We start from the raw sequence: 23,471 nt of genomic DNA on the forward strand, positions 1-23,471 counted from the left end.
GGCTAATCTCCTTTTATTTCCTGGTCAGTAAGGTAGCAGGCCGGATCCTGGGCCCATATGTCGCCATAAAAAGCTTCAGCCCTGGCCCTGAAGTTCCCGGCACAGACCTTCAGGAATCTGCACTCTGCACACCTTCCGCCAACATATCTTTTCTTATCCTTGAGCTTTGCCAGAAGATCTATTGAGGGATCATCCCAGATCTCAGAAAACGGACGCTCCAGCACATTTCCAAAGGTGTGGTTGCGCCAGAATTGATCGGGATGGACACTGCCATCCCAGGATATACAGCCTATACCCCGTCCCGAATTATTACCTTCGTTGAACTGCAGGAGTTCAAACACCTCCCTGGCTCTGTCAGGGTTTTCCTTTAAAAGACGGAGATAAATATAGGGACCGTCAGCATGATTGTCCACAGTCAGGACTTCTTTGGGCAGTCCGGATTCATAGAGGTCTCTGGTCTGATCAATGATCAGGTCCACCAGTTCTCTGGTACCCTGATGAGTCAGGTCTTCCTTGATGAGCTGGGAGCCACGTCCAGAGTAGACCAGATGGTAAAAACAGACTCTGGGGATTTCCATGTCCCTGAGGATGTTGAATATCTTTGGAACTTCGGCAATGTTCCGCCGGTTGACCGTAAAACGCAGCCCCACTTTGAGTCCCTCGGCCTGGCAGTTCTCAACTCCCTGCATTGCCTTTTTAAATGAGCCGGGTACCCCTCTGAACAGGTCATGGACTTTCTGGTCTCCGTCAATGGAGATGCCCACGTAGGAAAGACCGACCTGTTTGAGTTCCCTGGCCTTGGCCTTGGTGATAAGAGTGCCATTGGTGGATATGACCGCCCGCATCCCTTGGTTCACGGCGTGGCTGGCCAGCTCTGCCAGATCATTCCGGACCAGGGGTTCACCCCCGGAGAAAAGCATGACCGGAGCTCCGTACTCTGCCAAGTCATTAATAATTTCCTTGCCCCTGGAAGTGTCTATTTCGTCATGTCCGGACACCTCACTGGCCTGGGCGTAACAGTGGACACATTTCAAATTGCAGCGTTTGGTCATGTTCCAGACCACAACTGGTTTTTTGTCTTTGGAAAACTGGAGCAGATGGGAAGGAAGCTTTCCAGCCTCGCGGCCATAGCGCAAAGCATCAGATGGTTCAATAGAGGCACAATAGAGTTTTGATATTCCTATCATTTTTTATCCTTGATTAAGTTTTTTCCCGTGCATTATTGCAGGATATCAGTGGGTGGAGGAGCATGGTGGATGCTTTCAACAACCTGCCTGCGGGAAGCCAGGATGCTTTCTTTAAGTTCCTGCCTGGTTTCCGGCGGAATCTTTAAAAAGTCCCTGCTGTCAACAAGCTGGGAAAGGGTCTCCATCTCCTGTTTGATTTTCCTGAGTTTTTCCGTAGTGCTGTCCTGTTCAGGGGCAATTCTGGCCGCTATTTCAGCCAGGTACATGAGTTCCCTGGCCAGATCCTGGAATTCCCTGGCCTTGATCTGGCTGTGCAGGCGTCTTTTAGAAAAAAGCGCCTGAAAAAAAGTTTTGACTTTGGCCAACATTGTCTGATCACACCTTCAATTTTGACTGTATTTTCAGTACATGAAGACAGCCAGAACCATGATCACCACCAGAGGGGTGAGCATGGCCATGACAACCCTGACAAAGGACGTCTCATGAATCTGCTTATAACCAATAATGGTCACACCCAGAGACCACAAGGCCCCGATCAGGGGACCTAAAAACGGCAGCAGTCCCAGGATCATGGGAGCACTTCCATAGGCCGTGGCTCTGAAAGTTCCTTCAAAGCCGGATTTTCCGGCCTGGAAAAAAGTGAGAAACAGGTGGGTCACGCCTGAAGCGATGAACAGCCACAAGCCCATGAACAGGGGATAAACTATGACGATAAAGAATGAACCAAGGCCCATCATGCCCATACCCAGGCCCCCGGCTCCGTGGTGAGCGGTTGTGGGAAAAAAACCAGCCATATTCCAGATGAATGTCGCCATGGCCTGCAGGACTGAAATAATCAGGAAGAAGGCCAAGGGCATGACCAGACCTTTGAAGGGCATTTTATAGAAGAAATGGGACGGAGCCAGCATCACCCTTTTTACAGTCTCAATAAAACCCGGAAAAAAACCCGTCTGTTCAAGGTTCTCCCATGGGACTTCATACCCCTGACTCTGGACAGACTCTGGTTCAGGATGATCGGATTCACCCAAGTCCTCCAGGCTGGACCAGATAGAGTCATTTTCCTGGCCATCCTGTTGGGCTGAACCTGGTTGATCAGATTCGGTTTGCGGGGATGAAATTTTCTGTTCTGGCGGAGATGGAACCTCTTCCAGTACAAAGTCCTGTGGTTCCAGCGTCCTGAATCTGAACTTTTCTCCGCACTTGGGGCAAGTGGCCTTTTCCGCTTTGGGCGGTATTTTTTCGTCAGGTACATTCTGCAGAAATTGGCATTTAGGGCAGATAATCCGCATCAGGCTATCCTTGAGGTGCTGGGTGAATCCGGCAGACAACTGCCGGATTCGGATTTTGATCCATTATTTAGGCATTAATCACTGGTCAGACAAGTCTATCCAGATAAAAGAGTGGAATCAAGTTCATAAATCAGGGCCAAAAAAAAGGGGTCCATGGGGACCCCTTGAGTGGTGAATTTTGAAGAAAATCACTTTAACTTGCTGGATTGAATTATTTCTGCAAAGGCGGAACCGATTTTTTTGAGCATGGTGATGACTTCGTCGATGATTTCAGTATCCATTTTAAGGTTGGCCATGAGCAGCCTGGACTGGCAGAACAGATAAAGGGCATGGAGGTTCTGGGCCAGTTCTCCGCCTTTTTCCGCATTAAGGCTGGCATCAAGTTCAGCGATTACATCCAGGGCCTTGGAAATGAGGTTGCCTTTTTCCTGGAAGTCCTTTTCCTGGATTTTTATTTTGGATTGCTCCAGGAATTTTATGGCTGCTTCAAAGAGCAAAACCACTATCTCTTCCTGGCTTGTGGTGTTGACCTTGGTCTTGAAATACGCCTTGGCTGCGCTGCTGTACATCAGGAATGTCTCCCTTTTGATTCAAATGTGCTTTCCCTGTCCGGGTCAGTATAATTATCGGACAAAAGGATGTTCACTTAAGTAAAAATGATTGCGGCTAATCCTGGCTCAGCATATTAAGCTGAGCGTTCATGGAGTTCTGCAGGCCGTCATAAAAACCAAGAAGCTCCTCCAGTCTGGCGAACTGCATACGCAGGTTCCTTTCGTATCTTTCAAGCCGCGTCTGTTCAAATTCAATTTTTTTGTCAATGTTCTTGATGATATCATTATAGTTTTTTTCGATTATGTTCAGGGTGCCGTTGCTGGGATCGGTCAATACTTTAAGGGCGTCCTGCAGCTCGTTGGCCTTGCCGGATTTCAGACGGACATTTCCTGAGTATTGTCCAGGGGTGAGGTTATCCACTTGAATGGAAAGACCTCTGGAGCCACCTTCTGTGGAAGTAATATAATTTCCGTCGATATTAGCCTTTTTGCCGTCAATGAATGCAGTTCCGGGAATTATGTTTCCGTCTGCTCCGACTTCGTATTCAACTTGGTAGTTTCCAGGCTGGGTGATGCCCCGGACCAGAGAGCCGATCCGGAAATCGCTGCTGCTGACCGAGGGGGCCAGGTCTGCACTGAAAAGTTCGGCCACTGCCTGGGGATTGCTGGCCAGGGCCTTGTCCAGCTCTGCCTCGTCAATTTTCAGGAGGCCAAAGGTTGGAGAGCCTCTGTCAACATCGGTGGTGATGCCCACAGTTGAAAAGGATGGATAGGGATCTCCCCCGGCCTGCCGGTCAAAGCCGATCCCAATGGAAGACAGGATGCTCTTGATCTGGCCCTGGACCATCTGGAGGCCGTAGTTGCCGGTCAGGACTGATCCGTCTCCTGATTCGCTGACTTTGCCCAGGTTATTCATGAGTGACAGCACTTCATTAACCTGATCGATAAAGGAATATATCTGCTCTTTAACGGCTTCAGGGTCATTGGCAACCGATATCTGGGCGCTACCTTCATTATAGAGGTTAAAGGTGATGCCCTGGATCACATCACTGATGGAGTTGGTGGACCTTTCGATCCAGCTGTCTTCCCCCTGAGGCCAGCCATTGACTTTAAGCTGAGCGTTCTGGGCTGTCTGGGAGGTGATAAAATTTGCCCCGCCGTCATAAAAAGCAGTTATGGTGGTTGAGTCATTAATGGTTACAGCCTTGTCCGCTCCAAGATCCATTCCCCTGATTTGCAGGAAATGCTGGCTTCCGTCGTTGACCAGGCTGGCCTTGATCCCTGGATTGTTAGGGTCAGTGTTGATGATATTAACGAAATTATCCAGGGTGGTGTTGTCAGGGATGTGAACACTGATCTCTTTGCCGGCATAGGTGTAGGAAAAAGTGTTTTCTCCCGGGCTGTTGACAGTGGCGTCTTTGCCTGAAAAACCCTGGCTGGAAAACATGATATGGTTCTGGGCCAGCTGTCCCACCTCAATATTATGGGTTCCCTCCTCAGCATTGTTCCCGGCAGAAGCGGTCAATACCCCTTCATTGGAAGAAGTAGTGCTTTTGACAAAGAATTTGTCAATGGAGTTCATTCCGGCCAGACTGGTCTGCAGGGAAACCATGGCCGTGTTCAGCTCACGAAGTCCTTCGTTTTTGTTTTCCCAGTCTTTTTTCCAAAGTTCAAGCCTGGCCACTCTGCGGTTTTCAATCTGAACCAGCTTGTCGATCATTTCATTGAAGTCGGTTCCTGATCCAAGACCTGTAAAGTGAATCCCGCCTGAGATCAGATTTTCAGTCAGTTCCGGCATTTTTGACTCCCTGGGAATAATTTTCCTGAAAAAACTTCTGGCAAAACTGAAGCAAAATTAATGCCTGTGAATAAAAAAGGGGCTGGTTCGCCCGGTGCGACCCAGCCCCTGTAAACGCAGGGCGTTTCCAGTCAGGTTAAAAGGGATTAACCACCGATGAGCTGCATGGCCATTCTGGGCAGGTTGTTGGCCTGGGAAAGCATGGCAACTGCAGACTGTGACAGGATCTGCTGACGGACGAATTCGGTCATCTCAGTGGCCACATCCACATCGGAGATCCGGGATTCAGCAGCCTGGATGTTCTCAGCCTGAATCTGCAGGTTGGTGATGGTGTTTTCCAGCCTGTTCTGCAGAGCACCAAGGTCGGCCCTCATTTTGTCCTTGGAAATGATGGCCTGTTCAATGGCGTCCAGGGCTTTCTGGGCATTGGCCTGGGTGGAGATGTTGTGTCCGTCCGCAGTGCTGGCGGCCTGGTTACCCACGCCCAGGGCCGAGGCAGTGGAGGTGCCAATGGCAATGTAGTAGTAGTCTTCCTTGAGGTCATTGCCGGTTCCAAAATGGATCTTCAATGGACCAGTGGAAGCAAGGCCGCTGCCATCATGATCAGTCCTCCATTCAGCCGGGTTGCCGGTGGCTGAGGAGGAGGAGAGATTGCCATTCAGCAGGTAGATGCCGTTGAACTTGGTGGCATTGGCAATACGGGTGATTTCCGAAGCCATGGCCTGATACTCGGAGTCAATGATCAGTCTCTGGTCCGAATTGTAAGTTCCAGTGGCTGCCTGTTCAGCCAGTTCTTTCATCCGGATGAGCTTTTCGTCGATGACCTGGAGAGCGCCGTCAGCGGTCTGGACCAGGGAGATGCCATCGTTGGCATTGCGGATGCCCTGATTCAGAGCGGCAATATCCGCCCGCATCAGCTCGCGAATGGCCAGTCCAGCAGCATCGTCAGCTGCTGTTCCCACCCTGAGTCCCGAAGAAAGCCTTCTGGTTGAGACACCAAGGTTTCCGTATGCCTGGGACAGGTTGCGGGCCGCATTCATGGCCATCATGTTAGTGTTGATTACTAATGACATGTTATTCCTCCTTGAAGTTTGGAAACGGCTTCCCTGCCGTTCCTCTTTTGATTTGATCTATATATCGACGTTGAGGAGGATTACTTTAGGATCTGGAGGAAATTTTATGCAGATTCTCTTCTGCATCGGACGGCCGCAGATATTCAGGACAGAGGGGATGGAGGTGCCAGGCAGACTCGGCGCATAACTCCAGAAGGATCTCGGGTCTTGGGAGGTCCCAGTATTCAGGCAGGATATTCCAGGATTCCGGAAAAAAAAGGTCCGGGTTTCTGCGAAGTCCACTTCCAAAGACGTGGATGTTTTTTTGGCTTTCAAGATCTGCCAGCTGGTCAAGATCCTCAAGGCTCATGTTTCGGGGAAGATGAGTAAGGGTCAGATCGGGCAGGGAGTAGCCGGCCAAATAAACCTGTCTGCGCCTGGAATGGATCAGAATCAGGGCTTTGCCGGTCATGATCCTTCCCGGCCCCCTGATCAGGGCCTCAAAATAGGAAATGGTGGACATGGGGATTCGGGTGGCCAGAGACAATCCCTGGGCATGGGCAAAAGCCATCCTGATGCCGGTAAAGCTTCCCGGACCACCAACGCAGGATACTCCGGCCAGATTCCCGGCCGGCAGACTGATGAAGTCCAGACCGGCCTTGATCATGGGGGCGATATGCCTCATGGCCCGTCCTGGGGTCAGGGCCTGTTGCGACCACAGAACCCGCTCCACTGTTCCAAAGACCACCTGGACGGTTTCTTCAGCACAGTTCAGGACCAGGTATATGGGCTGAGCAGATTCTGAATCAGGTCCCTGGAGCGACATTTACCTGAATATCCGCCAGAGGTCATTGAATATGGCCAGAGCCATCAAGGCCAGGAGCAGAGAGATACCGACCCTGGTGGCCATCTGCTTCATCCGTTCGTTAAGAGGCTTGCCCGTAATCATCTCTGCAGTGTAAAACACAATGTGTCCTCCATCTAGAACAGGTATGGGCAGAAGGTTGATAAGGCCCAGGTTGATACTGATCAGGGCTGTCAAGGCCAGGAGGTTGACCAGACCTTCATGGGTCTGTTCGCTGACCAGCTGGGCGATCATTATCGGGCCGCCTATGGTATCCAGGGGGATTATCCGCTCAATGAGCTTAATGATGCCCTGGACAGTGAGCTTCATGAGCATCCAGGTCTGGGCTGCTCCCTGGCCTGCAGCACTGAACATGCTCAGGGGGATGCTGACTGTTTCCCCGGATGCAATCACCCCGACCTGCGGGGTCTGAATATCCTCCCCGAAAATGTTCTGGCGGGTCACTATTTCCGGAACAAGACTGAAAGCAAGAACAGTCGAATTTCTTTGGATTTCGATCTGAAGTGGCTCTCCCCGGCTTTCCTGGATGTACATGACCATGTCATCCCAGTACACGACTTCATTGCCGTTGACTGATACTACTTTGTCTCCGGGCTGCAGTCCGGCCTGGTAGGCAGGACTTTCTTCGGCCACCTGACCGATTTCAGCTATGAGTTCCATCTGGCCATGAGCCCAGAAAAGTCCCCAGTATATAAACCAGGCCAGGACAAAGTTGAAAACCGGCCCAGCTGCAACTACCAGGATCCTCTGCCAGGGAGGGCGCTTGGCAAAGCTTTCCTGGGGGGTGAACTTATCCGGAAGGTTGTCATCTTCAGCCTCTCCCACCAGACTGACATATCCTCCAAGGGGGATTGCAGAAAGTCTGTACTCGGTCTTGCCAAAAACAAAGCTGAAAAGTTTTGGGCCAAATCCAAGGGAGAAGACTGAAACCCCGATCCCAAACAGTCTGGCCACCAGAAAATGCCCCAGTTCATGAAAGAAGATCAGCGCCCCAAGGACGAGAATTATGGCCAACGCACTTTCAAACATAATCTTAAGCCTCTATCCAGTCCTGGACCGTTTTTCTGGTCCGGGCGTCAAGGTTCAGGATCTCTTCAAGGGTTGTCATGGCTGATCCGCGGTGTTCATTCAGGGCCTTTTCATTCAAGGCAGGTATATCCATAAAGCCGATATGGCCGGCCAGAAATTTTTCAACGCATATTTCGTTGGCTGCATTGAGAACAACAGCGTGACTCGGCCCCTTTTCCAGAGCTGAAACTGCTAAGCCAAGGCACGGAAATACCTTGCTGTCCGGTCTGAAAAAGCTCAGATTTTCAATTGTCGACAGATCAAGAGCCTCAAGATCCACGTTTAACCGGTCTGGATAACCAAGACAGTGGGCAATGGGGATCTGCATGTCAGGCATGCCCATATGGGCCAGGAGGGAACCATCGGAATAAGCCACCAGGGAGTGAACAATGCTCTGGGGATGGACCAGAACTCTGATTTTTTCTACAGGCAGCCCGAACAGATGATGGGCTTCAATAATCTCCAGACCCTTGTTCATCATTGTGGCCGAGTCAATGCTTATTTTGGCCCCCATGGACCAGTTGGGGTGGGCCAGGGCCTGATCAGGAGTTACCTTGTGCATGAATCCAGGATCCTTGTCTCTGAAGGGGCCTCCTGAGGCAGTAATGATGATGGAGTCCACTTCAGAAAAATTATGCCCCTGCAAGGCCTGAAAAACTGCATTATGTTCGGAATCGACCGGAAGGATGAGGCCACCGGAAGCAGCGCATTCCTGCCGGATGAGGTGCCCGGCCAGAACCAGGGACTCCTTGTTGGCCAGCAGAACTGCTTTTCCTGCCCTGATCGCGGCCATGGTCGGCACAAGTCCGGCTGCTCCGACCATGGCTGAGAGGACCATGCCGGCACTGTCCATGGAGGCCATACCAGCATACCCGTCAGGACCGTAAACTATTTCCGGACTATATCCTTTATCCAGCAGAAGCCTGAGGCTCTGAGCCAGCTCTGAGTCCAGGACCCCCAGGACCGGCGGTCTGAACTCATTGGCCTGCTTTGCCAGCAGGAAGATGTTTCTGGCTCCGGCCAGTCCCGAAATCCTGAATTTCTGAAAGTTTTTGCGGACCACTTCAAGGGCACTGGTTCCTATGGATCCGGTGGAGCCCAGGATTACCAGAGACCGTTCTGCAGGAACGACCCGGGATATGTCTAGAGAGGATATGTAGGATATCAATTCAGTTTATTAAAAAATTTTAAATATTGTGTTGAATAAAACATAAACCGGCAAAAGCAAGAGCAGACTGTCAATACGGTCCAGTATCCCACCGTGTCCCGGGAGTATCTGTCCAGAATCCTTGACTTTATTCCATCTCTTTAAGGATGATTGAAAGAAATCCCCCAGCTGGGCAGCCATATTGAGAACCAGGCCCAGGACCAGATAGTGTTTCCAGGACCCCTGTCCAAACAAAGCTCCGGTGACAAGACAGACCGCAAGGCACAGGATCAGGCCACCAAAACTTCCTGACCATGTTTTTTTGGGGCTTATTACCGGCCAGATTTTTTTGCCTCCCAGCCAGGATCCAGTGTAGTATGCTCCTGTGTCCGATGCAAAGGTGGCTGCCAGAACCAGGATGATTTCCACACCAGATAAATTAAAGAACAGACTCAACACCAGAGGCACATAAAACAGTCCACCGATCACGATTATATAGTCCCTGAACTCAGCCTGATCTTTATTTCTTGAGTATTCAACAAGAAAAACAAGCCAGATCGCCCAGAACAAAAGGACCAGGAAAAGGACAGGGTTGTGGGTCCATCCAAGCCCGGAGTCAAGGATGAATAAAGTACCTCCGAAAACGCCCAGACTCTTTAAAACAGCCCGGCGCCGGCCTGGCCAGAAAAGACCGTAGAATTCCCACAGCCCGAGAAGTCCCAGCAGAGCAATGACAGCGGCCTTAACCATACCCCCGGCGTAAAGGGCTCCACCCAGCACCGGTAAAAGAAGCAGGGCTGTCAGAATTCGTTTGTGGTGAGAGGTGAGATTCATGCCGGTTCAACCCTGCCAAGTCTGCGTTGCCGATGGGCATAGTCCTCCAGGGCCCTCCACAGTTCCTGAGGCGTAAAGTCGGGCCAGAGGGTTTTGGTGAAATAGAGTTCAGAGTATGCGCACTGGTATAGGAGGTAGTTACTTATTCTGAGTTCTCCGCTGGTACGGATGATGAGATCCGGGTCAGGCTGGCCGGCAGTATACAAAAAGTCCTTGAATCCCTCTTCAGTGATCCGGTCCGGGTCCAGTCCTTTTTGAACAATCAGTCTGCATGCCCTGATGATTTCACATCGGCCCGAATAATTCAGGGCCAGATTAAGGGTCATGCTCTTGTTGGTTTTGGTTTTGGTGCAGGCGTGTTCCAGGACCTTTCTGGTGGCCAGGGGCAGGTCCCCGGGCTCTCCAAGGATATTCAGCCGGATGTCCTGTTTGATAAGGCTCTGCAGTTCTTTTTGCAGGAACCTGGATAACAGGCTGAATAGAAAAGATACTTCTTCTTTTGGCCTGGCCCAGTTTTCCTTGGAAAAGGCGTACAGGGTCAGATGAGGAATGCCAAGGCGCCTTGATTCCTCGACAATGGCCCTGGCGGTTTTTGTGCCCTGATTATGTCCTTCGCTCCGGGGAAGATTTTTTTGACGGGCCCACCTCCCGTTGCCGTCCATGATGATGGCCAGATGGCCGGGCAATCTCTCCAGCAGGTTAAATCTCCATGATCTCTTTTTCTTTTGTTTCCAGGACCTGGTCTGTTTTTTCAACAAATGAGTCGGTCAGCTTCTGGACTTCGTCCTGGCCTTTATGCATCTCATCCTCTGTCAGCTCTTTGCTGTTCTTCATCTTTTTCAGGGATTCGTTGGCGTCTCTTCGAATGTTCCTGATGGCTACCTTGGCATCCTCAGTGTATCTTTTGGCCAGTTTGGCCAGTTCCTTGCGTCGTTCTTCAGTCAGTGGCGGTATGCTGATGCGGATGATTTTGCCATCATTAACAGGATTGAGGCCCAGGTCAGACTTCATGATGGCTTTTTCCACCGAGCCAAAGGCATTTCTGTCCCAGGGCTGGATGGTGATGGTTCTGCTGTCGGGCACAGATATTGATGCCAGCTGGTTAAGGGGGGTCATGGTGCCGTAATAGTCAACGGCAATGTCTTCAAGGATTCCTGTAGATGCCCTGCCTGTGCGGAGTTTGGAAAATTCTTTTTCCAGGCTTGATACTGCCTTCTCCATTTTATTCCGACAATCCTTGAGTACAGAATCCATATCATCCTCCTTGAACAATTGTACCGATTTCTTCGCCTTTTATGACCCGGCTGATACTGTTTTTCTGAAATAGATTAAAGACATTTATGGGCATGTTGTTGTCCATGCACAGAGAAATAGCAGCCGAGTCCATGACCTTCAACTGTTTTTTGAGCACATCCAGATAGGTCAGGCTGTTGTACATTTTGGCATCCTCATTGGTGACCGGATCCTTGTCATAGACTCCATCAACCTTGGTAGCCTTGAGGATGGCATCTGTTTTCAGTTCCATGGCCCGGAGGGCTGCAGCAGTGTCAGTGGTGAAAAAAGGATTTCCAGTGCCGGCAGCACATATGACAATCCGTTTTTTTTCCAGATGTCTGATGGCTCTGCGTCTGATGTATGGCTCGGCAACCTCGTGCATTGATATGGCGGTCATGACCCGGGTGTCAGCTCCCATTTTTTCCAGTACGTCCTGGACCGCCAGAGCATTCATGACTGTGGCCAGCATGCCCATGTAATCGGCCGAGGCCCGGTCCATGCCCTTGGAGGAGACCGTGACTCCCCGGAAGATATTGCCTCCGCCAATGACCATGGCTATTTCAGCTCCCAGGTCAATGGTTTTGACGATTTCCCTGGAGATGGAGGAGACGGTATCCGGATCTATTCCAAAACCCTGATTCCCTGCCAGGGCTTCTCCGCTCAATTTGAGCAGCACTCTTTGGTATTTTATTTGTCTGGTCATGAAGAGCCTTGATGGTTTGGGTCAAAAAAAAGGGCCTTAATCGGCCCTTTTTGAAGCTAGTTGTCTTGGCCCAGGGCCAGGCGGGTGAACCGCCCGATCTGGATGTTTTCTCCGAGAACAGCAACAGCCTCATTGATGAGGTCGGCAATGGTCTTGGAGTCGTCCTTGATGAAAGGCTGCTCAATGAGACAGACTTCCTTGTAATACTTCTTGATTCTTCCTTCAACGATCTTTTCAGCAATATTTTCGGGTTTGCCCTCATCCTTGGCCTGGTTGAGATAGATCTGCCTTTCCTTTTCCAGAAGATCCTGAGGGAGCTGGTCCGGAGAAACGCAAACAGGTGAAGTGGCTGCAACCTGCATGGACAGATCCTTGGCCAGTTCCTGGAATTTATCGCTTTTGGCCACAAAATCGGTCTCGCATTTCAGTTCCACCAGAACGGCGATTTTTCCGTTGGAGTGGATATAGGAGCCGATCCAGCCCTCTGATGTGGATCGGCCGGCCCTCTTCTGGGCCTTGGCCAGCCCCTTTTCCCTGAGCCAGACCATTGCTTTTTCCTCGTCTCCACCAGTGGATTCAAGGGCCTTTTTGCAGTCCATCATGCCAGCGCCTGTTTTGTCGCGCAGGTTTTTTACCATCTGTGCATTTATCATTCTTATTTTTCCTCCTGAGCTTCCTGCTGTTCTACCTGGCCTTGCTCCTGGGAATCGGCCTGGGGAGCTTCCTGTGTCATGTCCTGTTCAAGGCCGTCCCTCTCTTGGGACCTGGCTTCGCCTTCAAGGCAGGCATCAGCCATGGCTGCGGAAAACAGCTTAATAGCCCTGATGGCATCATCGTTTCCAGGTATGACAAAGTCGATCATGTCCGGATCGCAATTGGTATCCACTACTGCTACGATGGGGATTCCAAGCTTGCGGCATTCCTTTACTGCGATATCTTCTTTTTTGGGATCAATGATAAAGGCGGCACCGGGAAGATCTTCCATGTCCTTTATTCCGCCAAGGTCAGCATTAAGCTTTTTTACTTCACGCTGCATCATGACAACTTCTTTTTTCAGAAATCTGGACACACTTCCGTCTTCAAACATTTTTTCCAGACTTTTCAACCGTTCGATACTGCCCTTGATGGTCTGAAAGTTGGTAAGAGTTCCTCCCAGCCAGCGGTTGGTGACATGGAACATCCCTGCCCTTTCAGCCTCGGTTCTGACAACTTCCCTTGCCTGACGCTTAGTCCCGACAAAAAGTACTTTTTTGCCTGAGGCCACCACATCGACAATAAAGTCGTGGGCTTTCTGATACAGCTTGACTGTCTGTTGAAGGTCGATAATGTGGATGCCCTTTCTTGAGCCAAAAATATATGGCTTCATCTTGGGGTTCCAGCGCCGGGTCTGGTGACCGAAGTGAACTCCGGTTTCCAGCATCTGTTTCATTCCTACGTATCCCATGTTTCCTCCTTGGGTTTGACCTCCGCCCGCAAAAAACACTGCCCAAAAGATCCTGTTCAAAGAACCGGAACCTGGAAAGCACCCAACGGGTCATGCGAGCGTGTGATTTAAGAACAGTGTTCTGTATTTCAAAATCAGCAGTTATGCAAGAGTAAAATTAGGCAAATTTTCCGGATTCAGAAAATAGTCAGACGATTTGACTTGCCAATTGGCCAGCCTTGATATATTAAATCGGGTCCTTAAATATTTTCGGAGGTATGTCATGAAAAAAGATTTGCATCCCAACCTGCACGAGACCAAGGTGACCTGCTCATGCGGCTATGAGTTTGATTCCAAGTCCAGTGTCGGCGACAAGATCCATGTGGAGATCTGCTCTCAGTGTCACCCCTTTTATACTGGACAGCAGAAGTTTATCGATACTGCCGGACGCATTGACCGGTTCAAGAGAAAATACGCCCAGGCCGGATCTCAGAAGGGGCAGGCACAGTAAGGCATGTTTGCCAAGTTGGACGCTCTTGAACAGGAGTATCTGCAGGTCGAGAGCGACCTGAGCGATCCCGAGGTTTACGGGGATCAGGATAAGTATCGACGCCTTTCCAAGTCCCATGCCGATCTGGCCCCCATAGTCAACGCCTTTCGGGAGTACAGGAGCATTGTTTCTGAACTCGATGAAAACCGCGAACTGCTTAAAGACAGCGATCCCGAGATTCGGGAACTGGCCGAAGTCGAGCTGGAAAAGCTGGCCGGGGCCAAGGTTGACCTTGAGGAAAAGCTTAAGATCCTGCTCCTTCCCAAAGATCCGATGGATGAGAAGAGCATCATCCTGGAGATCAGGGCCGGGACCGGGGGAGAAGAGGCTTCGTTGTTTGCTGCTGACCTTTTTCGGATGTATTCGAGATATGCTGAAAACAACGGCTGGAAGGTGGAGCTCCTGACTGTCCATGAAACCGGGACAGGGGGGTTCAAGGAAGTCATTGCCTCCATTTCAGGCAATCATGTATACAGCAGGCTCAAATATGAATCCGGAGTGCACAGGGTGCAGCGGGTGCCTGAGACAGAGTCCCAGGGCCGGATTCACACTTCCGCTGTTACGGTGGCTATTCTGCCTGAGGCTGAAGAAGTCGATCTCAAAATTGATCCCAACGAGATCAGGGTGGATGTTTTCAGATCGTCAGGCCCTGGGGGGCAGAGCGTCAATACCACTGACTCGGCTGTGCGGATAACCCATATTCCCACTGGGATCGTAGTTTCCTGTCAAGATGAAAAATCACAGCATAAAAACAGGGCCAAGGCTCTGAAGGTGCTGCGGTCCAGGCTTTTGAGCATGATGGAAGAGGAGCGGAAAAGCGAGCTGGACGCCAACCGCAGGGCCCAGGTGGGTTCTGGTGACCGTTCGGAACGGATCAGGACCTATAATTATCCTCAGGGCCGGGTAAGCGACCACAGGATAAATCTCACCCTGTACAGCCTGGACTCCATTCTTGAAGGAAAACTGGATGAGGTGGTGGATCCCCTGATTCAGCACTTCCAGACCCAGGCCCTTAAGCAGGCCCAGTCATGATTAGCTTCAGGTGTATACTTCCTCTCAATTGATCAACGAAGGCGCCGCTGCCCTTGAGGAATCCGGCGTAGACTCGCCCCGCCTTTCGTCCAGACTGTTAATGGCCCATGTTCTTGGATGCTCTCAGGAAAGGCTGTTGGCAGGTCCCCATACCTGTCTGTCTCCGGACCAGGCTTTTGCCTTCAGAGCTTTCCTGGCCAGGCGACTGGCCGGTGAACCTGTTGCCTATATCCTGGGTTATAAAGAATTTTACGGACTTGACTTCAAGGTGGATGGCAGGGTGCTGATACCCAGGCCGGAAACCGAACTACTGGTAGACCTGGCCAGGGACTTCAGCAGGGGAGGAAGTGAGCTGTTTGCAGACCTTGGCACCGGCAGTGGAGCCCTGGCTGTGTCCATTGCCCGGGAATTGCCCATGTCCTTTGGTCTGGCCTGTGACATCTGCCCGGGAGCCATTGCTGTAGCCAGGCAGAATGCTCTGCTGCACGGTGTTGGCCAGAGAGTCATGTTTTTTATTTCTGATATGGGGATGGGAATAAAACCCGGCTGTCTTGATTTTATTTTTTCCAATCCTCCATACCTGTCAGAATCGGAGCTGCTCCGGGTCAGCCGGGAAGTATCCCGGTACGAACCCCGTCAGGCCCTTGTTTCCGGCTGCAGCGGACTGGAACATATCCAGCGCCTGGAAACAGTATCTCGAGTTCTTCTGAAGAGTGGAGGGATGATTTTTCTGGAAATGGGGTCCAATCAGAGCCGGGCAGTCCAGGATATCTTTTCTGACTGGACCAGGGTGAGCATCCATAAGGACCTGGCCGGGCATGAGCGGATACTCAAAGGAACCAGACCCTGAAGCTGGGTCTGGTTTGGTCCTTTTAGACAGCCTGGGGCTGTGCCTGGAAGACTGACTCTGGTCACAACCATGTAACAAAAAAACAATTTTTGTTAAAAAAACACAGTAGGTTCGTGTTGCTTTAAAAAAAACATCAAGCATATAAGCATGTTGCGTGTGGATAATTATGGAATGTTTCTTGCTTGCGTCTTGGGCACGGGAGGATGTTGATGAAGCAACAGACCATTAAAAAAGAAATCAGATGTTCCGGAATAGGACTTCACAGCGGACAGAGGGTGTCCCTGATCCTGAGGCCTGCGGATGAGGACTCGGGAATTGTTTTTTCCCATAATGGCCCCCAGGGCAGACGACTTATCCATCTCAGTCCCGGAAATGTCAGTTCCACTGAGCTGGCCACCACCATAGGCAACGGCAGGGTGCGTATTTCCACTGTAGAGCATCTTTTAGCCGCCCTGAGCGGGCTGGGCGTGGACAATATACTTGTAGAGGTTGAAGGAGACGAGCTGCCCATTATGGACGGCAGCGCTGCCTCCTTTGTCTTCCTGATCCGTTCGGTGGGAATAAGAAGACAGCGCAAAGCCAGGAAAATCCTTGCCTTTAAAAAATCAATAATGTTCAAGGAAGATAACCGCTGGATAAGGGTGACTCCTTACAGGGGGATGAAGATCAAGTACACCATTGACTTTGATCATCCCATGATCGGCAAGCAGTTTTTCAGGTTCGAGCAAGAGCCCCAGCAGTTTATCAAGTCCGTGGCCAAGGCCAGGACTTTCGGTTTTTTGCGGGATGTGGAAAAGCTGCAGAGCATGGGGCTTGCCCTGGGCGGATCTCTGGAGAACGCTGTAGTTCTGGATGAATACGGTGTGGTCAATCCCGGAGGCATGCGCTTTAATGACGAGCTTGTCCGGCATAAAGTCCTGGATTTCATTGGAGACATGTCTTTACTTGGGACCAGCCTGTGGGGTTCATTTGAGGTCCATTGTTCCGGTCATGCCTTTAACAATTCATTTTTGCGCTTTCTGGATAAAAACCAAAACGATTATCTTGAACCGGTTGACTTTGATCTGCAGGGCAGGGAGCAGGAATTGCCCCAGCCAGAAGCTGTGCCCCAGGCTCAACCGGTCATGGCCTAGATTCTGCTTTTATTTCTGGAAACAACAAAGCGCTCCTAGCCGGAGCGCTTTTTTTTGTGGAAATCACCTTGATTTCTGTCCTGTGATGCTCGATAAATCCGGCTGGACACGAATGTATTTAACAGCCTTACTGCCAGGACTCTGGATTTTTTGCAGAGGAATCCACTACCAAAATGCCCATTGCCACCCTGATCAACGCACTTGCCATAATTCTGGGCACCCTTGTGGGAGTTTTGCTCCGGCGCAATTTTCCGGATAGAATCAGAAGCATAGTCTACCAGGGCATCGGTCTGAGCGTTCTGGTCATAGGCCTGGACATGGCCCTTAAGTTCGACAATATAATCTTTGTTGTCTTTGCCATGCTTCTGGGCGGCATTACCGGAGAGCTGCTGCAGCTGGAAAAGAGGATGTCTGATCTGGGAAACTGGTTCAAGGCCAGAATCAGGTCCAAGGACGCCGGGTTTACCGATGGCTTTGTCACGGCATCTCTGATTTTCTGCATCGGTTCCATGGCGATCCTGGGAGCCATTGATGAGGGTATCCGAGGAGACAGAACAATCCTCTTGACCAAGTCAATCCTGGACGGATTCATAAGCATTCCTCTGGCATCAACTTACGGGATCGGGGTTATGCTCTCGGCCCTGCCCATTATCATTTATCAGGGTTCCATCACCATTGCCGCTTCCCAGTCTCAGGCCTTTTTTACTCCAGTAATAATCACTCAGATCACTTCAGTGGGAGGTATCCTGATCATGGGCATCGGAATAACCCTGCTGGATTTCAAAAAGATTAACGTGACCAACCTTCTTCCATCCATCGGGTACGTGGTGCTGTTTACGGTGCTGTTTTAGTCAGGCGGATTTTTACCTCTATCCGTCAGCAGTTCCTTCTCAGTGGAAGGAAAAAACGACTCACATCCAATGCCTGGCTGAAAAGGACGGTTCAGTCTGCATCTGGTTTTGGATCAAACAGTGGATAAAGGAGTTTACAGGTAGAGCCAATGTCTGGGAAATTCGTCTTGATTCTCTTAGATGGCCTTGGAGATCGCTCTTATCATGAGCTGGATAACATGACCCCGCTCCAGGCCGCTCATACGCCCTTTCTGGACAGTCTGGCCGCAGAAGGGAGCAACGGTCTTTTTCACGCATCATTGCAGGGACAGGCCCTGCCCAGTGAAAACGCACATTTTGCCATGTTTGGTTATGATGGATCAGATTTTCCTGGTCGAGGACCCCTGGAAGCTCTGGGGGCGGGCATAAAACTGGGAAAGGATGATGTGGCGGTTCTGGCTCACTTTGCCAGTGCCCGAGAAGAAAGGGGCCTTTTAAGACTTGTTCGGGATAAGGTTGAATCCAGCCCGTCTGATATTGCCAGGGCCTATGACCTGGTCAGCCGGTTTGAGTCTCAGGGAATAAAGGTTGAACTTTTTCCGGTCAAAGGACTTTTCGGAGTACTGATCCTGCGGGGAAAGGTTGCGCCGTACATTACCGACTGCAATCCTATTTTGGATCATGAGTTCATGACCATGGTCAAGCCGTGGGCAAGTCACGCAGCTGATCCGGAGTGTCTGAATACGGCCAGGGTGGTCCAGAAGTATCTTTCCTGGGTTTTCAGGAAGCTTGATCAGGCCGGGTTCAACAGGAAAAGACTGGAACAGGGGATGCTGCCCTTGAACTGTCTGGTCATCCAGCGGGCCGGCAGGTTGAAGAAAGTGCCTTTGTTCAGGGAAAAGTTCGGCCTCAGAGGAGCCTCTATTTCTTCAGGAGTAGTTTATGCAGGTCTTTGCAGGTATCTGGGAATGGATGTCTTGATTGCCCCGGATCTGGATGATCCGGGCAGGGAAATAATGGACAGAGTCATTATGGCCAGAGATGCCTTGAAGGATTACGACTTCATGCATATTCATTCCAAAGCCCCGGACCAGGCAGGTCATCAAAAAGATCCCCTGCTTAAGAAAAAGGTTATTGAGCAGCTGGACAGGGGGCTCGGGCGAGCCCTTCCCGGTCTTTTGCAAGATGAAAATATTGTCTTGGCTGTAACTGCGGACCATTCCACTCCCAGCAAAGGGTCAATGGTCCACTCAGGGGAACCGGTCCCATTGACCATCAGAGGCAGGGGGGTCAGGATTGACAGGGTCCGGAAATTTGATGAAGTTTCTGTGGCTGGAGGATGCCTGGGCTTTGTCCGGGGAGCTGAATTCATGTACATGGTTTTGAACTGCCTTGATAAGGGCAAGCTGGCCGGACTGATGGACACCCCCCATGATCAGCCGTACTGGCCAGGAAACGCTGAACCCTTCAGGCTGGATTGAACTGGTCTCTACCCGCAGGCCCTGCACTGGCCAAAGGGGAGTCTTAAAACATAGAATGGAGAATATTAGTTGGAATCAACCAGAGATATTGAAACTGATGGCTGGGCCCGGTTCAGGTTCGGCACCATGGCCCTTGTGGGCCTGCCTAATGCAGGCAAGTCGACCCTGATGAACACCCTGGTCGGGGAGAAGGTGGCCATTGTCACACCCAGACCCCAGACAACCCGTAATCGGATCACCGGGATTCTGACCGGAGATCATTTTCAGGTTGTTTTTCTGGATACTCCCGGAATCAACAGGGCTGGAGGAAGAATGAATGATCTTTTGAACAGGGCGGCCATGGAAGGCCTGATGTCGGCTGATGTAGTGATCCTCCTGGTTGACGCCAGTCGGTATGCAGGCAGGCCCGGTCTTCTTCATAAGGAACTGGCCCTTATCAGGGACAGGATCGGTAATTTTTCCAGTGTACTTATTGCCGCCAACAAGGTGGACAGGATCCGGGACAAGAAAAACATGCTCCCGGTTATGGAAGAGCTGGCCGGACTTTTTCCGGAAAGGGAAATTATGCCTGTTTCTGCCCTGACAGGAGAAGGATGCCCCTTTCTCCTGGACAGGGCAGTCAACCTGCTGCCCTGGGGAGAGGCCCTTTATCCCGAGGATCAGATTTCCACCCTGCCCATGCGGTTCATGGTGGCAGAGGTAGTAAGGGAAAAACTCTTCATGCATACCAGACAGGAGGTACCATATGGACTGGCAGTTGAAATAGAATCCTGGGATGAAGAGGAAAATTTGATCAGAATAGGAGCCCTGGTCTATGTCCTCAAAAATACCCACAAGTCCATTGTCATCGGGAAAAAGGGCCGGATCCTGAAGGAGGTGGGCATTGAGGCACGAAAGGAGATAGAATCTCTGACCGGCAAGAAAGTCTTTCTGGAAACCTGGGTCAAGGTCAGGCCCGGGTGGACTGAAAACCAGGGTATTCTTTCATCTCTGGGACTGGGGTAGAATGATGGATCATCAATACCTTAGCCGGATGCAAAAATTAAGGGCAAAGATGCAGGACCAGGGCATTGATTTTTTTCTGGTTCAGAGCCCGGCCAACAGGTTCTACCTGAGCGGGTTCGAGCTGTTTGATCCCCAGTGCAATGAAAGTGCCGGATGCCTTCTTGTGTCCCTGGACAGGACAGTGCTGATGACTGACCCGCGCTATCTGGAAGCAGGAAAAGAGTTTTTTTCTGCTGAAGACATCTTTGTATATTCTGGCAGCAAGTTTGACCGGATAAATGAATATTTAATCGAATGCGGTGTCCAGGACCTGGCTTTTGAGCCCCAGTGGATGGCTTATGATTTTTTTGAAAGTCTGAAAAAGAAATTCAGACTCAGGCCGTGCAAGGGGCTGATGGAGGACCTGCGTCTGATCAAGGATGCTCAGGAAATTGAGCTGATGCGTCAGTCGTGCAGCTTGAACCATAAGGTTTTCAGCCTGATTGAAAAAAAACTGGAGCCGGGCATGACCGAAATCCAGGTGGCCTGGGAGGTTGAGCGGATGTTCAGGGAGAATGGTGCCTCTGGCCTGAGCTTTCCCACCATTGCTGCCTCCGGCCCCAGAGCTGCCCTGCCCCACGCCATCCCTCTGGATGTTCCCATCCGGAATAATGATGTCCTGCTTCTGGACATGGGCTGTCGACTCAATGATTATTGTTCTGACCAGACCAGGACTTTCTGGATAGGCGATCATCCCGGACCGGAGTTCATTAAGACCAGGGAGCTGGTCCTGGAAGCTCAAACCCTGGCCATTGACAATATTGAGCCTGGGATGCCGGTCAGAGAGGCCTACAATCTGGTTCGGTCCTTTTTTGAGAAAAAGGGGGTGCATGATCATTTCACCCATGCCCTGGGACACGGGATCGGTCTGGAAACCCATGAGCCTCCCGGCATAGGTCCCAATGCTGATCTGGAATTCAGCCCCGGAATGGTCATTACAGTGGAGCCAGGTCTGTATTATCCTGAGTGGGGAGGGGTGCGCTGGGAGTATATGGTCCTGATTACCAGTGACGGTGCAGAGATTCTTTGATGGGTCAGCAGGTTTTTTCGCAAAGAATTTATGTCCAGATCAGCAGGAGGGACATAGCTTTATTCAAGTTTTTGCTTGAGTCCTGGGATAATCTGGCATACCTTACTGTTATTGATAAATATAAAGCAGTGGTCCAGGTGGTTTTCGGTTATGGATTTGAAGGTGAGCTGGAATCCTTTTTGAAATGCGCTGAAAAGGAAATGATTTTAAAGGTGGTTTTTCAGGGCAGCTCCAAGGGGGCTGAGGGCCAGTCGGCTTTTATTTCCGCCTGAAGTTTTTTAGTAATTCAAATGGCTATTTAACCCTTTAAGAGAGAGACATGATCAAGAAGCTGATTCTTTTAATGGTGCTCGGCTTTTTATGCATGGGGATGGCTGGAACCGGTGGAACCGGTCCGGGCATGTCCGAGACGGACAGACTTTTCCGAGCCACTGTCATTGACGGGTCCGACAATAGTTATCAGGTCCAGAACCTGTCTGTGGACGGGTCAACCTATCTTCCGGCCAAGGTGGGAAGTGCTGATGCAAACATTGATTTTGGAAAGGTCAAAAAAGTCCTTTTTTATGTCCAGGATGAACAGGTCCTGGCCAGGGTCCAGTTTGTCAATGACGACCAGATGGATTTTTTTATTCAGCCCCAAACCAGATTCCTTGGCCAGACCGACTGGGGAAGGATCAGCTTTCAGGCCAGGGATATCAAGGAAATTAGTTTCAGGTAATGAATCCTGACCAGCTCCAGGCACCCCTGGACTCGACAGTTGTTATGGAGGAAGGCAGAGAGCTTCTGGTCCAGGACAGGCTTGCGGACTGCTTGTACCTGATTCTTTCCGGCCGGATAGATCTGTTCAGGGACAGGGACAAAGTCCTGCAGCTGGGTCCAGGATCAGTTGTGGGGGCAGAGCCTCTTTTCTGCAGGTCCCGGAGCTATACCTATTCTGCGGTGTGTGTCGGCACTGTCCGGGCTTCCAGGTATTACTACTCTCAGATCCTGGATCAGCTCGGGCTGGCTCCTGAACCTGTCAGGGGAATTCTGGACTCCCTTGGCCACCAGCTGGATTTTTTCTGGACCGCGGGCAGAGATTCAGACCTGTCCAGAGAGCATTTTCTGGGCCAGATTCGGACCTATGATCCGGGGCAGTGGATAATCCGGGAAGGAAATATTGACACTGATATCTACCGGATCGTCTCCACTGATGGCGGACTTGAAGTTTCAAAGGATGGACGAGAACTGGCCAGACTGGACGCCCCTGGTGAGTTCTTCGGGGAGATGGCCTGGATTCTGGGAGAAAAAAGGACCGCCAGCGTCAGGGCCCTGGGCAGGACCGTGCTGGAAGTCCATCCCGGAGAGCAGCTGGAAAGCATTGTTTCCCAGTATCCCCAACTGGCCATGAGGATCATTACGGCCCTGTCCGGACGGCTGGCCAGGACATCCAGAGAGCTGGCCGGGGACAGGGGCGATTTTGTGGAAGGCTGATCAGATGCCTGGCTGGCCAGCCGTATTTTGAGGCTGGTCCACATTGAAGAATTTCCGACAGTTGTCACCGCATTTCAACCATACCTCATCCACATCAATCCCTTTGACCTGGGCGATCTTCAAGGCTGTAAAGCCGAGCAGGGCAGGCTCGTTGGTTTTTCCCCTGTAGGGTTCAGGAGTCAGGAACGGACAATCAGTTTCAATGAGCAGCCTGTCCTCAGGAATGATTTTGACCGCCTGCTGCAGGGCAAGGCTTTTATTGAAAGTTACGCTTCCCGGCACAGAGATGTGCCAGCCAGAGGACAGGATCTTTTTGGCCTCTTCCGGCCCAAGGCCGAAACAATGCCAGAGTAGAGGTCTGTCTTTGAATCCAGATCTGGTCAGGATGTTGATGGTCTGTTCAAATGCGTCCCTGGAATGAATGACCACCGGCAGATCAAGTTCCTTTGCCAGATCCAGCTGGGCCTTAAATGCCTTTTCCTGGCTGGACCTGGGGCTGTGGTCGTAAAAAAAATCCAGACCTGTCTCTCCCACGGCCTTGACCCGGGGATCATTTTCAGCAATCCGGTTCAGTTCCTGACCAGTCCTGGCCGTGAACTCCCTGGCCTCATGAGGATGGACCCCGATGATGAAAAACACCTGGGAGTAGTTGCCAAAAAGTCCATGTTCCCGGTCATAGGCTTCAGGGCCCAGGAAGACATTTCCCAGCAGGGATACCCCGCAGTCCTGGGCTCTGGTCAGGACCCGGTCCAGGTTCCCGGAAAGATTTCCCATGTTCAGGTGGGCATGGCTGTCAGCTCCGCCCAGGGGAAGGCCAAGGTCTTCAGGCAACGGCCTTGGCTTTTTTCGTCCCATG

At 51.0% G+C, this 23,471-nt stretch carries 27 protein-coding genes; 11 read left to right on the forward strand and 16 right to left on the reverse strand.

What is annotated here, in order from left to right; translation table 11 throughout:
- Positions 1 to 2: 2 nt before the first annotated feature.
- The 15 genes from ahbC to rpsB form a co-directional block, all read right to left on the reverse strand.
- A complete protein-coding gene (gene ahbC / locus P771_RS0104780; protein ID WP_028574239.1) occupies positions 3 to 1,187 on the reverse strand; it encodes a 12,18-didecarboxysiroheme deacetylase in 1,185 nt (394 codons plus the stop codon).
- Between the two features lie 32 nt (positions 1,188 to 1,219).
- Complete coding sequence (locus P771_RS0104785; protein ID WP_028574240.1) at positions 1,220 to 1,555, reverse strand: hypothetical protein; 336 nt, start codon at positions 1,553 to 1,555, stop codon at positions 1,220 to 1,222.
- A gap of 33 nt (positions 1,556 to 1,588) precedes the next feature.
- Positions 1,589 to 2,476 (reverse strand): YIP1 family protein, encoded by an 888-nt coding sequence (locus P771_RS0104790; RefSeq protein WP_028574241.1) that lies wholly within the window; start codon positions 2,474 to 2,476, stop codon positions 1,589 to 1,591.
- Positions 2,477 to 2,664: 188 nt separating this feature from the next.
- Positions 2,665 to 3,045, reverse strand: a complete 381-nt coding sequence (gene fliS, locus P771_RS16505; RefSeq protein WP_035243876.1) for a flagellar export chaperone FliS — start codon at positions 3,043 to 3,045, stop codon at positions 2,665 to 2,667.
- 97 nt (positions 3,046 to 3,142) lie between these two features.
- Positions 3,143 to 4,825, reverse strand: a complete 1,683-nt coding sequence (gene fliD, locus P771_RS0104800; RefSeq protein WP_028574242.1) for a flagellar filament capping protein FliD — start codon at positions 4,823 to 4,825, stop codon at positions 3,143 to 3,145.
- 146 nt (positions 4,826 to 4,971) lie between these two features.
- Complete coding sequence (locus P771_RS0104805; RefSeq protein WP_028574243.1) at positions 4,972 to 5,898, reverse strand: flagellin N-terminal helical domain-containing protein; 927 nt, start codon at positions 5,896 to 5,898, stop codon at positions 4,972 to 4,974.
- An 85-nt stretch (positions 5,899 to 5,983) separates the two neighbouring features.
- A complete protein-coding gene (gene tsaB, locus P771_RS0104810; protein WP_028574244.1) occupies positions 5,984 to 6,703 on the reverse strand; it encodes a tRNA (adenosine(37)-N6)-threonylcarbamoyltransferase complex dimerization subunit type 1 TsaB in 720 nt (239 codons plus the stop codon).
- Positions 6,704 to 7,771, reverse strand: coding sequence for an RIP metalloprotease RseP (gene rseP, locus P771_RS0104815; protein WP_028574245.1), 1,068 nt, complete (start codon positions 7,769 to 7,771; stop codon positions 6,704 to 6,706).
- A 4-nt stretch (positions 7,772 to 7,775) separates the two neighbouring features.
- Positions 7,776 to 8,978: a 1-deoxy-D-xylulose-5-phosphate reductoisomerase gene (locus P771_RS0104820; RefSeq protein WP_028574246.1), complete on the reverse strand. Its 1,203-nt coding sequence runs from the start codon at positions 8,976 to 8,978 to the stop codon at positions 7,776 to 7,778.
- 9 nt (positions 8,979 to 8,987) lie between these two features.
- The gene (locus tag P771_RS0104825; protein WP_028574247.1) at positions 8,988 to 9,791 is read right to left on the reverse strand and encodes a phosphatidate cytidylyltransferase; all 804 of its coding nucleotides are present in this window, start codon (positions 9,789 to 9,791) and stop codon (positions 8,988 to 8,990) included.
- A complete protein-coding gene (gene uppS / locus P771_RS0104830) occupies positions 9,788 to 10,477 on the reverse strand; it encodes a polyprenyl diphosphate synthase (RefSeq protein WP_422614944.1) in 690 nt (229 codons plus the stop codon). Before uppS ends, P771_RS0104825 begins: the two co-directional genes overlap by 4 nt.
- A 13-nt stretch (positions 10,478 to 10,490) precedes the next feature.
- A complete protein-coding gene (gene frr, locus P771_RS0104835; protein WP_028574249.1) occupies positions 10,491 to 11,045 on the reverse strand; it encodes a ribosome recycling factor in 555 nt (184 codons plus the stop codon).
- A 1-nt stretch (position 11,046) separates the two neighbouring features.
- Entirely contained in the window at positions 11,047 to 11,769 is a 723-nt protein-coding gene (pyrH, locus tag P771_RS0104840; protein ID WP_035243877.1) for a UMP kinase, read from the reverse strand.
- 56 nt (positions 11,770 to 11,825) lie between these two features.
- Positions 11,826 to 12,422 carry a translation elongation factor Ts gene (tsf, locus tag P771_RS0104845; protein WP_028574251.1) on the reverse strand — a complete coding sequence of 199 codons (597 nt, stop codon included), beginning with the start codon at positions 12,420 to 12,422 and terminating at the stop codon, positions 11,826 to 11,828.
- A gap of 2 nt (positions 12,423 to 12,424) precedes the next feature.
- On the reverse strand, positions 12,425 to 13,213 hold the full coding sequence (gene rpsB, locus P771_RS0104850) for a 30S ribosomal protein S2 (RefSeq protein ID WP_028574252.1): 789 nt from the start codon (positions 13,211 to 13,213) through the stop codon (positions 12,425 to 12,427).
- Positions 13,214 to 13,475: 262 nt separating this feature from the next.
- On the opposite strand from rpsB, the gene rpmE reads away from it, so the two are divergent.
- The 11 genes from rpmE to P771_RS0104905 all read left to right on the forward strand — a co-directional run bounded on the left by rpmE (position 13,476) and on the right by P771_RS0104905 (position 22,615).
- Positions 13,476 to 13,703, forward strand: a complete 228-nt coding sequence (rpmE, locus tag P771_RS0104855) for a 50S ribosomal protein L31 (protein WP_028574253.1) — start codon at positions 13,476 to 13,478, stop codon at positions 13,701 to 13,703.
- Positions 13,704 to 13,706: 3 nt separating this feature from the next.
- Entirely contained in the window at positions 13,707 to 14,774 is a 1,068-nt protein-coding gene (prfA, locus tag P771_RS0104860; RefSeq protein ID WP_028574254.1) for a peptide chain release factor 1, read from the forward strand.
- A 28-nt stretch (positions 14,775 to 14,802) separates the two neighbouring features.
- Entirely contained in the window at positions 14,803 to 15,624 is an 822-nt protein-coding gene (prmC, locus tag P771_RS0104865) for a peptide chain release factor N(5)-glutamine methyltransferase (protein ID WP_028574255.1), read from the forward strand.
- 209 nt (positions 15,625 to 15,833) lie between these two features.
- Complete coding sequence (lpxC, locus tag P771_RS0104870) at positions 15,834 to 16,757, forward strand: UDP-3-O-acyl-N-acetylglucosamine deacetylase (RefSeq protein WP_028574256.1); 924 nt, start codon at positions 15,834 to 15,836, stop codon at positions 16,755 to 16,757.
- A 173-nt stretch (positions 16,758 to 16,930) separates the two neighbouring features.
- On the forward strand, positions 16,931 to 17,608 hold the full coding sequence (locus P771_RS0104875) for a DUF554 domain-containing protein (RefSeq protein WP_028574257.1): 678 nt from the start codon (positions 16,931 to 16,933) through the stop codon (positions 17,606 to 17,608).
- 149 nt (positions 17,609 to 17,757) lie between these two features.
- Positions 17,758 to 19,068 (forward strand): BPG-independent phosphoglycerate mutase family protein, encoded by a 1,311-nt coding sequence (locus tag P771_RS0104880; RefSeq protein WP_028574258.1) that lies wholly within the window; start codon positions 17,758 to 17,760, stop codon positions 19,066 to 19,068.
- A gap of 69 nt (positions 19,069 to 19,137) precedes the next feature.
- On the forward strand, positions 19,138 to 20,073 hold the full coding sequence (gene era, locus P771_RS0104885; protein ID WP_279614507.1) for a GTPase Era: 936 nt from the start codon (positions 19,138 to 19,140) through the stop codon (positions 20,071 to 20,073).
- A 1-nt stretch (position 20,074) separates the two neighbouring features.
- Positions 20,075 to 21,142, forward strand: a complete 1,068-nt coding sequence (locus tag P771_RS0104890) for a M24 family metallopeptidase (RefSeq protein ID WP_028574260.1) — start codon at positions 20,075 to 20,077, stop codon at positions 21,140 to 21,142.
- Positions 21,142 to 21,414 carry a DUF4911 domain-containing protein gene (locus P771_RS16510; RefSeq protein ID WP_051617117.1) on the forward strand — a complete coding sequence of 91 codons (273 nt, stop codon included), beginning with the start codon at positions 21,142 to 21,144 and terminating at the stop codon, positions 21,412 to 21,414. Before P771_RS0104890 ends, P771_RS16510 begins: the two co-directional genes overlap by 1 nt.
- Positions 21,415 to 21,461: 47 nt before the next feature.
- The gene (locus P771_RS0104900) at positions 21,462 to 21,860 is read left to right on the forward strand and encodes a hypothetical protein (protein ID WP_028574261.1); all 399 of its coding nucleotides are present in this window, start codon (positions 21,462 to 21,464) and stop codon (positions 21,858 to 21,860) included.
- Positions 21,860 to 22,615: a cyclic nucleotide-binding domain-containing protein gene (locus P771_RS0104905; protein ID WP_028574262.1), complete on the forward strand. Its 756-nt coding sequence runs from the start codon at positions 21,860 to 21,862 to the stop codon at positions 22,613 to 22,615. Before P771_RS0104900 ends, P771_RS0104905 begins: the two co-directional genes overlap by 1 nt.
- Here the strand turns inward: P771_RS0104905 and P771_RS0104910 are convergent, their stop codons facing one another.
- A complete protein-coding gene (locus P771_RS0104910; protein ID WP_028574263.1) occupies positions 22,616 to 23,470 on the reverse strand; it encodes a TatD family hydrolase in 855 nt (284 codons plus the stop codon).
- Between the last annotated feature and the right edge of the window lies 1 nt (position 23,471).

This window comes from Desulfonatronovibrio hydrogenovorans DSM 9292, assembly GCF_000686525.1.
Lineage (GTDB): Bacteria > Desulfobacterota > Desulfovibrionia > Desulfovibrionales > Desulfonatronovibrionaceae > Desulfonatronovibrio > Desulfonatronovibrio hydrogenovorans.